Raw genomic sequence first — 12,615 nt, forward strand, 5'->3', positions numbered from 1 at the left:
TGGTCGGACCGATGGAAGGGGTACCAGCGCCGCCGTGTCTTCCTTGAATCTTCCCCCGCTGCCGCCGATGGGCGGCGAGACGACGGGACGCAACGTCGTCGACGTGATCACCGAGGAGCACCGCGAGCTGCTCGAGCTGTGTGACCGCCTGGTCGCCGACCCCGAGGACAAACGCCTGGCCGGGGTCGTGATCGCCGAGCTGTCCCGGCACCTGAGCGCCGAGGAGCAGTACCTCTACCCGGCCGTGCGGCGCACCGTTCCCGGCGGCGACGAGCTGGCCGACCGCGAGCTGGCCGAGGACCGCCAGCTGTTGGTCACTTTGCAACAACTGCAGAAGACGCCGGCCGCCGAGCGCGCCCGGCACACGGCGGCGGTGGCCGAGGCCGTACGCCGGCACGTGGACGCCGACGCCGAGGAGCTGCTGCCCGTCCTCGTGCAGATGGTGCCGATCGAGGACCTGATCCGCGTCGGCAACCGGTTCGAGACCGCCGAGGAGGCCGCGCCGACCCGTCCCCACCCTTCGACGCCGTCGACGCCGCCTTGGAACAAGGTGGTCGACCCGGCCGTCGCGGTCCTCGACAAACTCCGCGACGCGGTCACCGGCCGCACGACGTACTCCAAGGATTTGTAGGTAAATCACCGGATTCGTTAACCCATTTGTCACATGTGGGGGATCTTTCAATCGTCTATAGGTCTAGCCTTCGATGTCTTCTTGGTCCTAACGTCACGTTATGAACCTGGAGCTGCGGCATCTCAAGGTGGTCTGCGCCATCGCGGAGACCGGCAGCGTGACCAAGGCGGCCTCGCAACTCGGGCTGGCCCAACCGGCCCTGACCGCGCAGTTGCAGCGCATTGAACGCACGCTGGGCGGCCCGCTGTTCGAGCGGGACCGTCGTGGCGCCCGGCCCACAGCCCTGGGCGAGCTCGTTCTCGCCCGCGCCCGGGTGCTGCTCCCGGCGATGAAGGGCCTGCAGGACGAAGCGGCCCGGCTCGCCGGCGCGACCGGGCACGACACGATGAGCCGCTACCGGATCGGGGCACTGGGCGGCCCGATCATCGGCGGCATGGTCTCCCGTCTCGCCCAGGCCCAGCCCGAGGCCCAGATCACCACCCACGCGTCGTACTACGTGGACGATCTGGCCAACATGGTGCTGGCCGGCAAGCTCGACTACGCGCAGGTCGGCGTCTGCGGGGACGCGTTCCCCTCGGCCGACTACGGTCTGGTCTGGCAGACGATCGCGGTCGACGGCATCTGTGTGCTGATGCCCGAGGACCATCCGGGCAGCAAGGGCGTCGACGTCGACCTGGCCGAGCTGGCCTCGGAGTCGTGGGTGGCGGCGACCGGTGACGGCTGCTTCGGCGACTGTTTCGCGGCCGCGTGTGCCCGGGCCGGCTTCACGCCCCGCCGCATGTTGGAGAGCGACGTGCGAGGCTGCATCGACATGGTCGAGTCGGGGCTGGCCCTGGCGCTGTGCCAGGGGACGTTCCGGCCCGGCTCGGGGCTGACCTCCCGGCCGCTGCGCGGGGCCCCGCTGCGCTGGCGGCTCGTGCTCGGCTGGCATCCCGACTCGCAGGCCGCGAACAGCGCGCCCAAGCTGATGGAGATGGCCCAGGAGGCCTACCAGGAGGTCGTCGAGCGCAACCCCGACTTCGTCGAGTGGATGGCCGACTATCCGCAGCTGGGCGTGGTGAACAGCCTCGCCGCGGCAGCCGAGAAGTGAGAAAGGGCCCGGCGTCACCGCCGGGCCCTTCTTCGTGATGCGTCAGACCTTGGCCGGCGAGTTGACCGTGAAGGTCAGCGCGCCGTCGACCGCGTCCACCTCGACCGTCTGACCGGGCGCCAGGTCGGCGCCGAGCAGCATGGTCGACAGCCGGTTGTCCAGCTCGCGCTGGATCACCCGGCGCAGCGGGCGGGCGCCGAACTCGGGCTGGAAGCCCTTCTCGGCCAGCCAGTCGACCGCCGCGGTGGTGATCTCCAGGGTGACGTCCTGGTTGTGCAGCCGGCGCCGGGTCTCGCCGAGCATCAGCTCGGTGATCTGCCGGACCTGCTCCTGCTCCAGCTGCCGGAAGATGATGATCTCATCGATCCGGTTGATGAACTCGGGGCGCAGCTGCTCCTTGAGCCGCCGGTCGAGCCGGTCGCGCAGCTCCTCGTCGGCCGAGGCGCCACCGACGGCGCCGAACCCGACGCTGCGGCGGACGCCGCTGATCAGGTCGGAGCCCAGGTTGCTGGTCATGATCAGCACGGTGTTCTTGAAGCTGACCGTGCGGCCCTGGCTGTCGGTCAGGCGCCCGTCGTCGAGCACCTGCAGCAGCACGTTGAAGACGTCCGGGTGGGCCTTCTCGATCTCGTCGAGCAGAACCACGCTGTACGGACGGCGGCGGACCGCCTCGGTCAGCTGCCCCGCCTCGTCGTAGCCGACGTAGCCGGGAGGCGCCCCGACCAGCCGCGACACGGTGTGCCGCTCCTGGAACTCGCTCATGTCGAGCCGGATCATCCGGTCCGAGTCGCCGAACAGCGCCCCGGCCAGCGAACGGGCCAGCTCGGTCTTGCCGACGCCGGTCGGGCCGAGGAACAGGAAGCTGCCCACCGGCCGGTCCGGGTCGCCCAGCCCGGCCCGCGAACGGCGGACCGCCTCGGCGACGGCCTCGACCGCGTCGTCCTGGCCGACCACCCGCTCGTGCAGGTGCCCCTCGAGGCGCAGCAGGCGCTCCCGCTCCTCCTCGGTGAGCTGCGCGACCGGGATGCCGGTGGCCCGCGACACGACCTCGGCGATGTCGGCCTCGGTCACCTGCGGGACGCTCGACGAACCGGCGCCGCCGCTCTGCAACTCCTGCTTGAGCGAGTTGATCTCGTCGCGCAGGGCGGACGCCTTCTCGTAGTTCTCCGCCGCCACGGCCTGGTCCCGGTCGCGGGACAGCTCGTCGAGCTTGCGCTCCCTCTCCCGTACGCCGGCGTCCGGGGTCTTCACCCGCAGCCGCACGCGCGCGCCGGCCTGGTCGATCAGGTCGATCGCCTTGTCCGGCAGGAACCGGTCGGTGATGTAGCGGTCGGACAGCTCCGCCGCGGCGTCCAGCGCCTCGTCGGTGATCCGCACCTGGTGGTGCGCCTCGTAGTTGTCGCGCAGGCCGCGCAGGATCGCCACGGTGTCCTCGACGCTGGGCTCGCCCACCAGCACCGGCTGGAAACGACGGGCCAGCGCCGCGTCCTTCTCGATGTGCTTGCGGTACTCGTCGAGCGTGGTCGCGCCGACCACCCGCAGCTGCCCGCGGGCCAGGGCCGGCTTGAGCATGTTGCTCGCGTCCATGCCGCCGCCGTCGCCACCGCCGCCACCGGCGCCGACCAGGGTGTGGATCTCGTCGAGGAAGACGATCAGGCTGTCACCCTCGCTCTGGATCTCGTCGATGACCTTGCGCAGGCGCTCTTCGAAGTCGCCGCGGTAGCGGGTGCCCGCCACCAGACCGGCCAGGTCGAGCTGGATGACCCGCTTGTTCTCCAGGGTCAGCGGCACGTCGCCGTCCACGATGCGCTGGGCCAGGCCCTCGACGATCGCGGTCTTGCCGACGCCGGCCTCACCGATCAGCACCGGGTTGTTCTTGGTACGGCGGCTGAGGATCTCGACCGCCTGCTCGATCTCGTCGGCCCGGCCGATCACCGGGTCGATCTCGCCGCGCCGGGCCATCTCGGTCAGGTCCACCCCGAACTGCTCCAGCGTGGGCGTGTTCGGGTTGCCCGGGTTGCCCCCGCGACCCTGGGCCGGCTTCGGCTCGGCACTCCCCTGCTGCTGCAGGGCCTGCGGGTCGAGCTTGCCGGCGAGCAGACGGCCCGCCGCCGAGTCGGGGTTGAGGCCGAGGGCCATCAGGATGTGCTCGGGGCCCACATAGGACGAGCCCAGCGCCCGCGAGATCTGCAGGCTGTCGAGCAGGGCCCGCTTCGCGGCGGGGGTCAGCGCGACCTGGGTCGGAAGCTCCTCGCGCACCCCGGCCGGACGGCCCAGCGCGGACAGCAGCGACTCCGGGTCGGCGCCCGCGCGGCGCACGGTCTGCTTCATCGGCTCCAGCTGGAGGACCGACCACAGCAGGTGATCGGTGTCCAGGTCGGCGACCGGACGATCCGGGTCGGCGAGCTCGGCCGCGCGACGGGCGGCGCCGGAGAGGACCTCACGGGCGTCGCCACTCATGTACTTCGTGATATCGATGCGCGCCGAGCGGCGCGGGTCCGCCGCACCGAAGAAGCGCGCGAAGAAGTCGTCCCACTGGCCGGGACCAGTCGGTCCGATCGGTCCGATGCTCATACGTCTTCCCTCTTCTGTTGCGTATCCGTCGTGCGAGCGGCTTCACCGCCGCGCACGCCCCGTATCAGCGCCGTGCACCTGGTAACCATTCCCGAATTTCGCAGAAAGTTGACTCGGGTAGGCTCAACTTCATGACCGTACCTCTCGTGATCGTCGACGGGGCCAACGTCGTCGGTTCCGTACCCGACGGGTGGTGGCGCGACCGCGCCGCAGCGGCCGTCCGCCTGCGTGACGCGCTGGCTCCGGTGCTGGTCCGGGGCCTGCCCGACCTGCCCGGCCCGGTCGCGGTGGTGCTGGTCGTGGAGGGTCAGGCCAAGCGGGTCGAGGCCGTCGAGGGCGGCGTCGAGGTGGTGAGTTCCCCCGGTTCGGGCGACGACACCATCGCCGAGCTGGCGAGTCGTGAGGCCGGCGACCGCCGCGTCGTGGTGATCACCGCCGACCGGGGGCTGCGCGATCGGGTGACCCCGCTCGGGGCCGAGGTGAGGGGTCCCTCCAGCGTGCCGCGCCGTTAGGATGGGCGGGTGATCGCACGCTCGGAGGCCCGCTTCGCGAGCTGGATCACGCCCCCGTTGCCCCTCTACGGCAACGATCACGAGCGCCGCGACTTCGCGCCCTCGGCATCGGCGCGCACGATGCCGCTCTGGACGCCGCCGCCGCTCTGGCCTCCGTGGCCCCTCCAGCACGGCTGACATTCCCCGGCGAGGCTGCTTTTGTGCGCCTCGGTATCTCCGCGAGCTGGACCTCTGCCGGTCACACCTGATCTTGAGTCGACCTGATCTTGAGTCGAACCTGATCTTGCTCGGCCGGTTACGCCTGATCTTGCTGTAGCGCCATCCCTAACCCCCACCACCGGGGGCAGGGGGTGACCCTACGCCTCGGGCCGACCGCAAAGCCGGTTGTCCCCAGGGCAGCTCGCCGTTTGTCGCGCAGTCGGAAAACGGAGTCGCCCCATGTCCGCACACGCCACCGAACGCGCCGGCGCACGCCTCGTGCTGCGTCAGCCGTACGTCAAACTGGTCCTCACCGCCACCCAGGTCGGCCGCCTCCCGCTGGCCGCCTCTCCCCTGGCCCTGCTGCTGTTCGCCCGCGAGTCGCTCAGCCTGGCCGTCACCGGTCTGATGGTCGCCGTCTTCACCGCCGGGATGGCCGTCGGCGCCCCCGTGCTGGCCCGCGCCGTCGACCGCTGGCGCCAGCCCCCGGTCCTGTACGGCTCGGCCCTGCTCTCCACGGCCGGCTACCTGGTCGCCGCCTCCGGTCCCGGCCGTCCCCTCGTGATCGGTCTCGGCGCCGCGCTGGCCGGGCTCGGCACCCCACCGCTCGAGGCCTGCCTGCGCGCCCTGTGGCCGGCCCTGGTGCCGGCGAACTCGGTGCACGCCGCGTACGCGCTGGACATCGCCGTCCAGGAGGTCATCTTCGTGACCGGGCCGCTGGTGACCCTGGGCGCGGTCGCGTGGGGTGGGCCCGCCGCCGGTCTCTACGCCGCCGCCCTGCTCCAACTGGCCGGGGTGGTCGCCTTTGTGCGCGCTCCGGCCGTACGGGAATGGCGTGGAACCCCGGCCAAGCGGCACTGGGCCGGACCGTTGCGTGAGCCCCGGCTGGCCGTGATGGTCGCCGGGGTGGCGTTCGTGGGCGCGGCCGTGGGCAGCATCCCGGTCGTGCTCACCGGTTATGCCGAGGCGGCCGGTGACCGTTCCCTGACCGGGTGGTTGCTGGCCGCTCAGGCCGGGGGCGCGCTGGTCGGCGGGCTGCTCTACACGCGCGCGACGCCCGGTGGCCCGCGGCGGCTGCCGGTGCTGACCGCGATCTTCGCCGTGGGCTATCTGCCGTTGCTGATCGCGCCCGGCACCGCGGCCATGACCGCCCTGCTGATCCTGAGCGGGGTCATGTTGCCGCCTGTGCTGACGGCGGTTTTTCTGGCCGCGGACCGGCTGGCCCCGACCGGGACGGCGGTGGAGGCGTTCGCTTGGATCATGACGGCGTTCAGCGTGGGGAGCGCGCTGGGGGCGGCGGTGGCGGGGCCGCTGACCGACGCCGGGGTGCGGGCCGGGTTCGGCTTCGCTCCCGTGGTGGCGGCGCTGGCGATCGTGGCCATGATCGCCGCAACGTCAAGATCGGGACAACCAGCCCCAACCCGCCCGACCTAGGGGGACCCCCACCCTAATCTCTCGGCGAGGAGGAGCCGGCCGCTGTCCACAATACTGCGTCCCAGCACGGTGCCGGCGAGTTGTCCACAGGCCCGTTTGACGGGCGGGCGCGGCGGAAAGTTGATCACTGAAGAGTGGTGGAATTCGCGCCCGGGGGTGAATGTCGTGGGTCGCAGGGCGGGCGTACGCTTCCCGCGAGGGCGGCCGGAATGTCACTCTGAGGATTCATTCCCGTTCATTCGCCGGTCGGATCACGGACTCTCCGGCAGCGCCGGAGAGGCGGTTCCGATCAGGCCGTCCAACAGGGACACTGGGGCCGCCGCCACAGGGGGACGGCCCGGCGGGCGGGGCAGGAACGGGGCAGTAGTCTGAGGTCCACAGTCGGGTTCCACACAGCAGGAGGCTCCACGGGTGGCCAGTGTCGCCGAAGTCAAAGCGGCTGTGGACGCTGCGTTGCAGCAGGTCACCGACGGGCAGCAGGCGATACAGGCGGCCCGCGAAAAGATCGGCGAGGCCCAGCAGAGTCTCGCGGCGGCGCTCGACGGCAGCGGCAACGAGGCGGTGGGCGCGGCGCACGCCCAGCTGTCCCAGGCCGACCAGTCCCTCGAGGAGTGCCTGGGGGCGACGCTGGCCGCGATCGAGCAGGCCCAGCAGTACACGGCGAACCTTTGACGAGATGTCACTGATCCAGGATCTCGGCGCCCAGCTCCGCGCGACCTCGGACGAGCTGCCCACCGGTCAGGTCACCGTGGCGCTGGAGAAGCTGCGCAGCGCCACCGAGCTGCTCAACTGGGTGCGCGAGACGTCGCAGGACCCGATGGGCGTGCCCCAGCTCGGCAACGCCACCGAGCACGCCGAGCGGGCGGCCGCCGCGCTGCGCCTCGCGCAGGACTCCATCGCGCGCTATCTGGCGAGCATCGGCCTCTCCGGTGAGGGCGCCGCCCCGCCCGACCGCGACTGGAAGGCCGGCCTCGAGAAGCCGCGCGACACGAAAGAGCCGGAGGCCGAGAAGGAGGAGTCCGAGCAGCTCGGCCCCTGGTGGCAGACCCGCGTGACCAAGCTGACCGGCGAGCCCGCTCCGGAAAAAACGGAAAAGTCTGACAAGAGCACAGACACCGCGGAGCTGCTGCGGCGCGTCGCTTCCGGCGTACGGGCGGGTGACCGGGCCCGCCTCGGCCGGGAGTTGCACGGGGTGAATGCCTCGACCGGGCTCGCCCTCTCGGCGGTCAGCTCGCCGGTGCTCAGCCGTCTGGCCGGCGACCTGCTCGGTCACGAACCACGCCCCGAAGACGTGCCGCGCCTGCGCTCGGCCGCCGAGGGCCGGGTCAAGTCGCTGTTGCCGGGCACCTCCCCGGCCGTGCTGGAGACGCTGATCGGCCGCATCTGCCGGGTCCCGACCGAGGGCGGCGGCCCGAAGAACCATCCGGCCGACAGCGCGGTCACCGCCGGCGTCCTGACCGGCGTGCTGCTGGCCCGGCTGGGCCGCGACGCCGGATCGCTCGACCCGTCCGCGCCCGACCCGGTGCGGCCGCCCGCCGAGCAGGCCGAGCCCACCACCAGGCCGGGGCGCCATGGCTGACTCGACCGCGCAGCAGGTGATGGACATCCGGGCGGGCCTGTCGCACGCGCTCGGGGCGGCCGCCAACGCCGTCGAGGCCGCGCACCACGACTACGACCGTGCGGTCGAACGCCACCGCCGGGTGTCCGAGGCTGCGCAGGCCCGGCGCGAGAAACTGGCCACGGCCCGCGACGCCCGCATGGCCGAGATCGACGAGCAGCACCGCAACGACCTGGCCGCCTATGCCGGGGCCGCCGCGGCCGCGGCCGACCGGGCCGCCCCGGGCGCCGCCGGTGACCCGTGGGACGACTGGCAGGCGACCCCGCTCGACCGGGCGGCCGAGCTGCGGGTGGGCCGGCTGCTGCTACCCCACCCGGAAGACGTGCCGGCCCTCGTCCCGCTGCTCGACCGCGGTCACGTGGTCGTGCGCGGCGACCGGGCGATCGGCGACGAGGTGGTGGCCGGCCTGCTGCTGCGCGCGCTCGGGACGGCCGCGCCGGGAGCGGTGCAGATCATCGGGTACGACCCGGAGCACCTGGGGGGCGGGCTGGCCCGGTTCGCGCCGCTGGCCCCGGCCAACGTGCTCACCTTCGTCGGCCCGGGCGGGCTGGGCTCGCTGCTCGACGACCTGACCGACCAGGTCCGCCGGATCAACGAGACGGTGCTGGCCGGTGAATACACGTCGCTGCGGGAGCTGAACGCGGCCACCCACCGGCGGCCCGAGCCGTGGCGGATCGCGGTGCTGCTGGGCGCGGGCGAACTCAGCCGGGCCGAGCAGGCCCAATTGCAAAGACTGTTGCGGACCGGCGCGGCCTGCGGCGTACACCTGGTGATCCAGGGGATGCCGGTGCCCGCGACCGACGGCGTCGAGTTCATCACGGCGGCCGCGGGCAGCCACGCGCGGATCAGCAGCGCGGGTGCTCTCCCCGTACGGCTGGACGGGGGCCCGCCGCAGGCGGTGGTGGCCGCGACGTGTCGCCGGATCGCCGAAGCGGTCGCCGCCGGCCCCGCCCCGGTCGCCCTGGACAGCCTGTTGCCGCAGGTCGAGTGGCAGGAGAGCTCGGCCCAGGGCCTGACCGCACCGCTCGGGGACAACCCGCAGGGTGTGCCGGTGCCGGTGACGCTGTCCGACTATCCGCCGCACGCGCTGATCGCCGGGCCATCGGGCACGGGCAAGACCAACCTCATCTACGCCTGGATGGGCGCCCTGGCGGCCCGCTACTCCCCCGACGAACTGGCCTTCTACCTGCTCGACTTCAAGGAGGGCGTCTCGTTCGCGCGGTTCGCCCCGGGCCGCCGCGACCAGACCTGGCTGCCGCACGTGCGCCTGGTCGGGGTCAACGTCAACACCGACCGGGAATTCGGGCTGGCGCTGCTGCGCTTCCTCGGCGACGAGCTGCGGCGGCGGGCCGACGCGGCGAAACGGCATGAGGTCACGAACCTGGCCGAGCTGCGGGCCGAGGATCCGGAGGGCTCGTGGCCGCGGATCGTCGCCGTGATCGACGAGTTCCAGGTGCTGCTCTCGGGGCGCGACGCGGTCGAGAAGGAGGCCGTCGACCTGCTCGAAGACCTCGCCCGCCGCGGCCGCTCGCAGGGCATCCACATGATCCTGGCCAGCCAGGACGTCTCGGGCATCGAGGCGCTGTGGGGCCGCCCGGCCCTGGTCGCGCAGTTCTCGCTGCGCATCGCGCTGCCCCGCGCGCGGCGGGTGCTGGCCGAGCAGAACACGGCCGCCGAGTCGCTGCCCCGCTACCACGCCCTGGTCAACGCCGACTCGGGTGCGGTCGAGGCCAACCGGGTCGTCCGGGTGCCGGCCGCCGGCGACCGGGAGCGGTGGAACGCCCTGCAGCACCGGCTGTGGCGGCGGCGCCCGGCCGACCTGGGTCCGCCCCGGCTGTTCGACGGTGACGTCGTCCCGCGCCTGGCCGACAGCCCCGACTTCCGGCGGCTCGGTCCGGTCGAGGCGGCCCCGGCCCCGGCGGTGCTGCTCGGCGAGACCATCGACGTCGAGGCCCGCTCGGCCCGGACGCTGTTGCGCCGCGCCCCCGGCCGCAACCTGGCCGTGCTCGGCACCCGGATCGAGGAGGCGTGTGCCGTGATGGCCACGGCCGCCCTGTCGCTGGCCGCGCAGTTCCCGCCCGAGGGGGCCCGGTTCTCGATCCTGTGCCTCGACCCGGACGCCCGCCCGGCGGCCAAGGCGCTGTGCGAGACGTTGCCCGACTGCGGCTGGTACGAGCACGACAACGCCGACTGGGTGCTCGAGGAGGCGGCGGCCGAGGCGGCGGCGTCCTGGCCCGCCGACCGGCACCACTTCCTGTTCGTCTATGCGGCCGACGCGTTGCCCGGTGGCAAGGGCGCGGCCGACCAGCTCCGCACGATCCTGCGGCAGGGCCCGGAGCGGCGCATCCACGTGCTCGGCTGGTGGCGGGGCGCGGGGCTGCTGCGCGACGCGCTGGGCGGCCCGGCGTCGCGCACCGACCCGATCGGCGCGTGGGTGGCGCTCGACGTGCACGGCAGCGAACTGGCCCCGTTCTATCCCGGCACGGGCGCCCCGGCCTGGTATCCGCGACCCTGGCGGGCGCTGCACTTCGACCGGTCGGTGCACCGCGGGGCCGAGGTCATCATCCCGTACGGGGTGGGCTCATGACTCAACCGCGGACGGGCGGTCTGCAGCCGGCCGACTTCGAGACCGCCGACTACCGCAGCGTGCTCCGGCGTCTGACCACCCTGGACGAGGAGGCCGCGGGTCTGCGGGCCGAGGCGGTGCGCTGGCACGACGGACGGGTCGCGGCGGCCGACGAGGCGGTGCGGGAGGCCGAGGCCGCGGTTGACGACGCCGTACGGACGGTGCACCGCACGCAGCGCACCCTCGAAGAGGTGGACGCGCGCGCGGCCGGGCTCTGGTCGGAATACGTGCACAAGGTCGGGCCGGTGGCCGAACGTTACGGCCGCACGGTGCCGCCGGCCTCGATCCCGCGGCAGCGTTCCGACCGCGACGCCGGCGACTACCTCGACGAGGTGGCGACGAAGGTGAAGTACACGGCGCCGGCCCGCCCGATCAACGGCGGAGTGAAGATCCTTTTCACGCTGTTCGGTTTCCTGGGCGGTGTCGTGGGCGCCATCGGCAACCAGGTGCTGCGCGAGAACGGCGGCGGGGCCGCGGACGGCACCTGGCAGGACGCGCTGCCGGTGGTGGCGCTGCTGGTGCTGCTCGCCTGCCCGGTGCTGGCGGTGGTCGGGGCCAAGCGGGTCGCCGACCGCCGGGGCGTCGGACTGGACGCCGCGACGGTCGCGACCGTGCTGCTGACCGGCCTGATCACGGCCGGCGCGCTGGTGGCCCTGCTCAGAACGACCTGACGCTCAGCCTCAGCGCGCCGGGACGATCAGGGCCTCGTTGAGCAGCCGCCGGGCCAGCACGAGGCGATCGGCGTCGTCGTCGAGGGGCAGATCACCCACCCGTACGGGCTCAGGGCCGAACGCGATCCGCAGAGCCGGTGCGCAGGAGGCCGGGAAACGCAGCGTGCGCCCGACCAGGCGCAGCACCACGTGCTCGGGTCCGTCGTCGGCGAGCCGCCAGCGCAGCCCCTCGCGGGCCCGGATGTGGTCGTCGGGTCCGAGCCCGGCCGCGAAGTCGAGCTGTGCGAGCGGGCTGACCGGCTCGGGCCGGGCCGAGGGCCAGTCCCGGGCGCGCAGCCGGGTCGCGACCTCGGCCGGTTCGACCGTGGTGAGCCAGTCGCGCAGGGCCTCGACGGTCTCGGTGAGTTCGGGCTCGATCGCGTCGGGGTCGGACACGTCCACCGCGTACGGGAGGGTGGCCCGCAACCGGGCGTCCTCGGCGGCCAACGCCAGCAGCTCCTCGACCACGGCGTAGCGGGTGAGGGCCCGTACCCCGATGGTCAGGTGCAGCGACCGGTGGCCCAGCGCCTCGGCCGAGTGCAGCCAGCCGCGCGGCAGGTAGAGGGCGTCGCCGGGCGCGAGCACCACGTCCATCGCGGGCTCGCCCTGGGCGGTGGCGCCCACCTCGTCGGCGTGACCGCCCCAGGCCTGCTTCTCGAGCGGGTCGGCCAGCACCGGCTCGTGCAGCCGCCAGCGTTTGGTGCCGTCGACCTGCAGCACGAACACGTCGTGGGTGTCGTAGTGGGTGCTGAAGCCCTGGCTGCCGGGCGGCGTCAGATACGCGTTGACCTGCAACGGCCGGCGCAGTTCGGCGCCGAGCTGCCGGGCGTAGTCGATCAGCGGCGGCCACAGGCGGTGCAGGCCCTGGAGGACAAGGGTGGCGCCCTCCGCATAGAGCCTCATCACCTGGTCGTCGATGACCTGGTCGCCGATCTCGGCGCCGGCCCCGCCCCCGCCGGTGAAGCGGGCGGTGGGCAGCACCTTGCCCTGCTGGGCGACGCGCAGGAAGGGGGTGCGCAGGCCGCGGCGGCTGAGCAGCTCGTCGAAGGCGTCCGGCGAGAGCAGGTCGGCGAAGCCGTCCGGCCCGGCCAGCTCACCGGCCCGGGAGAGCAGCGGCGCCTTCCCCCAGTGGGCGGCGGCGAACTTGCCCGGCTCGACGGCCACGGCCCGGGAGAGCGCCGGACGGGTCCCGCCCGGCGTCTCGTCAGTCGTCCCGGGCATG

Annotated in this window: 11 protein-coding genes; 9 read left to right on the top strand and 2 right to left on the bottom strand. The window is 72.9% G+C overall.

All coding sequences use genetic code 11. From position 1 onward, the window contains the following. Positions 1-34: 34 nt before the first annotated feature. Positions 35-631, top strand: a complete 597-nt coding sequence (locus tag JIG36_RS30980) for a hemerythrin domain-containing protein (protein WP_307872977.1) — start codon at positions 35-37, stop codon at positions 629-631. Between the two features lie 100 nt (positions 632-731). Further along, entirely contained in the window at positions 732-1,721 is a 990-nt protein-coding gene (locus tag JIG36_RS30985; protein ID WP_203379916.1) for a LysR family transcriptional regulator, read from the top strand. Positions 1,722-1,763: 42 nt separating this feature from the next. Here JIG36_RS30985 and JIG36_RS30990 read toward each other — a convergent pair whose 3' ends face one another. After that, positions 1,764-4,295 carry an ATP-dependent Clp protease ATP-binding subunit gene (locus JIG36_RS30990; RefSeq protein ID WP_203379917.1) on the bottom strand — a complete coding sequence of 844 codons (2,532 nt, stop codon included), beginning with the start codon at positions 4,293-4,295 and terminating at the stop codon, positions 1,764-1,766. Between the two features lie 131 nt (positions 4,296-4,426). Here JIG36_RS30990 and JIG36_RS30995 point away from each other — a divergent pair, with 131 nt between their 5' ends. From JIG36_RS30995 to JIG36_RS31025, 7 genes are all read left to right on the top strand, one after another. Further along, positions 4,427-4,807, top strand: coding sequence for a hypothetical protein (locus JIG36_RS30995; RefSeq protein ID WP_203379918.1), 381 nt, complete (start codon positions 4,427-4,429; stop codon positions 4,805-4,807). A gap of 9 nt (positions 4,808-4,816) precedes the next feature. Beyond that, on the top strand, positions 4,817-4,984 hold the full coding sequence (locus JIG36_RS31000) for a hypothetical protein (RefSeq protein WP_203379919.1): 168 nt from the start codon (positions 4,817-4,819) through the stop codon (positions 4,982-4,984). A gap of 261 nt (positions 4,985-5,245) precedes the next feature. Next, complete coding sequence (locus tag JIG36_RS31005) at positions 5,246-6,439, top strand: MFS transporter (RefSeq protein WP_203379920.1); 1,194 nt, start codon at positions 5,246-5,248, stop codon at positions 6,437-6,439. 411 nt (positions 6,440-6,850) lie between these two features. Continuing rightward, a complete protein-coding gene (locus tag JIG36_RS31010) occupies positions 6,851-7,111 on the top strand; it encodes a hypothetical protein (protein ID WP_203379921.1) in 261 nt (86 codons plus the stop codon). Positions 7,112-7,115: 4 nt separating this feature from the next. After that, positions 7,116-8,018 (top strand): hypothetical protein, encoded by a 903-nt coding sequence (locus JIG36_RS31015; RefSeq protein ID WP_203379922.1) that lies wholly within the window; start codon positions 7,116-7,118, stop codon positions 8,016-8,018. Then, positions 8,011-10,644, top strand: a complete 2,634-nt coding sequence (locus tag JIG36_RS31020) for an FtsK/SpoIIIE domain-containing protein (protein WP_203379923.1) — start codon at positions 8,011-8,013, stop codon at positions 10,642-10,644. The genes JIG36_RS31015 and JIG36_RS31020 overlap by 8 nt, the downstream gene beginning before the upstream one ends. Further along, positions 10,641-11,354: a hypothetical protein gene (locus JIG36_RS31025; RefSeq protein WP_203379924.1), complete on the top strand. Its 714-nt coding sequence runs from the start codon at positions 10,641-10,643 to the stop codon at positions 11,352-11,354. The genes JIG36_RS31020 and JIG36_RS31025 overlap by 4 nt, the downstream gene beginning before the upstream one ends. Before the next feature lie 9 nt (positions 11,355-11,363). Here JIG36_RS31025 and JIG36_RS31030 read toward each other — a convergent pair whose 3' ends face one another. After that, positions 11,364-12,614, bottom strand: a complete 1,251-nt coding sequence (locus tag JIG36_RS31030; protein WP_203379925.1) for a cupin domain-containing protein — start codon at positions 12,612-12,614, stop codon at positions 11,364-11,366. Between the last annotated feature and the right edge of the window lies 1 nt (position 12,615).

Origin of the sequence: Paractinoplanes ovalisporus (assembly GCF_016834655.1) — a bacterium.
Taxonomy (GTDB): domain Bacteria; phylum Actinomycetota; class Actinomycetes; order Mycobacteriales; family Micromonosporaceae; genus Actinoplanes; species Actinoplanes ovalisporus.

Coding starts and splice junctions, on each gene's coding strand:
- JIG36_RS31015 (WP_203379922.1), top strand. CDS start 7,116: ATGTCACTGATCCAGGATCTCGGCGCCCAGCTCCGCGCGACCTCGGAC.
- JIG36_RS30995 (WP_203379918.1), top strand. CDS start 4,427: ATGACCGTACCTCTCGTGATCGTCGACGGGGCCAACGTCGTCGGTTCC.
- JIG36_RS31005 (WP_203379920.1), top strand. CDS start 5,246: ATGTCCGCACACGCCACCGAACGCGCCGGCGCACGCCTCGTGCTGCGT.
- JIG36_RS31025 (WP_203379924.1), top strand. CDS start 10,641: ATGACTCAACCGCGGACGGGCGGTCTGCAGCCGGCCGACTTCGAGACC.
- JIG36_RS31030 (WP_203379925.1), bottom strand. CDS start 12,614: ATGCCCGGGACGACTGACGAGACGCCGGGCGGGACCCGTCCGGCGCTC.
- JIG36_RS30990 (WP_203379917.1), bottom strand. CDS start 4,295: ATGAGCATCGGACCGATCGGACCGACTGGTCCCGGCCAGTGGGACGAC.
- JIG36_RS30985 (WP_203379916.1), top strand. CDS start 732: ATGAACCTGGAGCTGCGGCATCTCAAGGTGGTCTGCGCCATCGCGGAG.
- JIG36_RS31020 (WP_203379923.1), top strand. CDS start 8,011: ATGGCTGACTCGACCGCGCAGCAGGTGATGGACATCCGGGCGGGCCTG.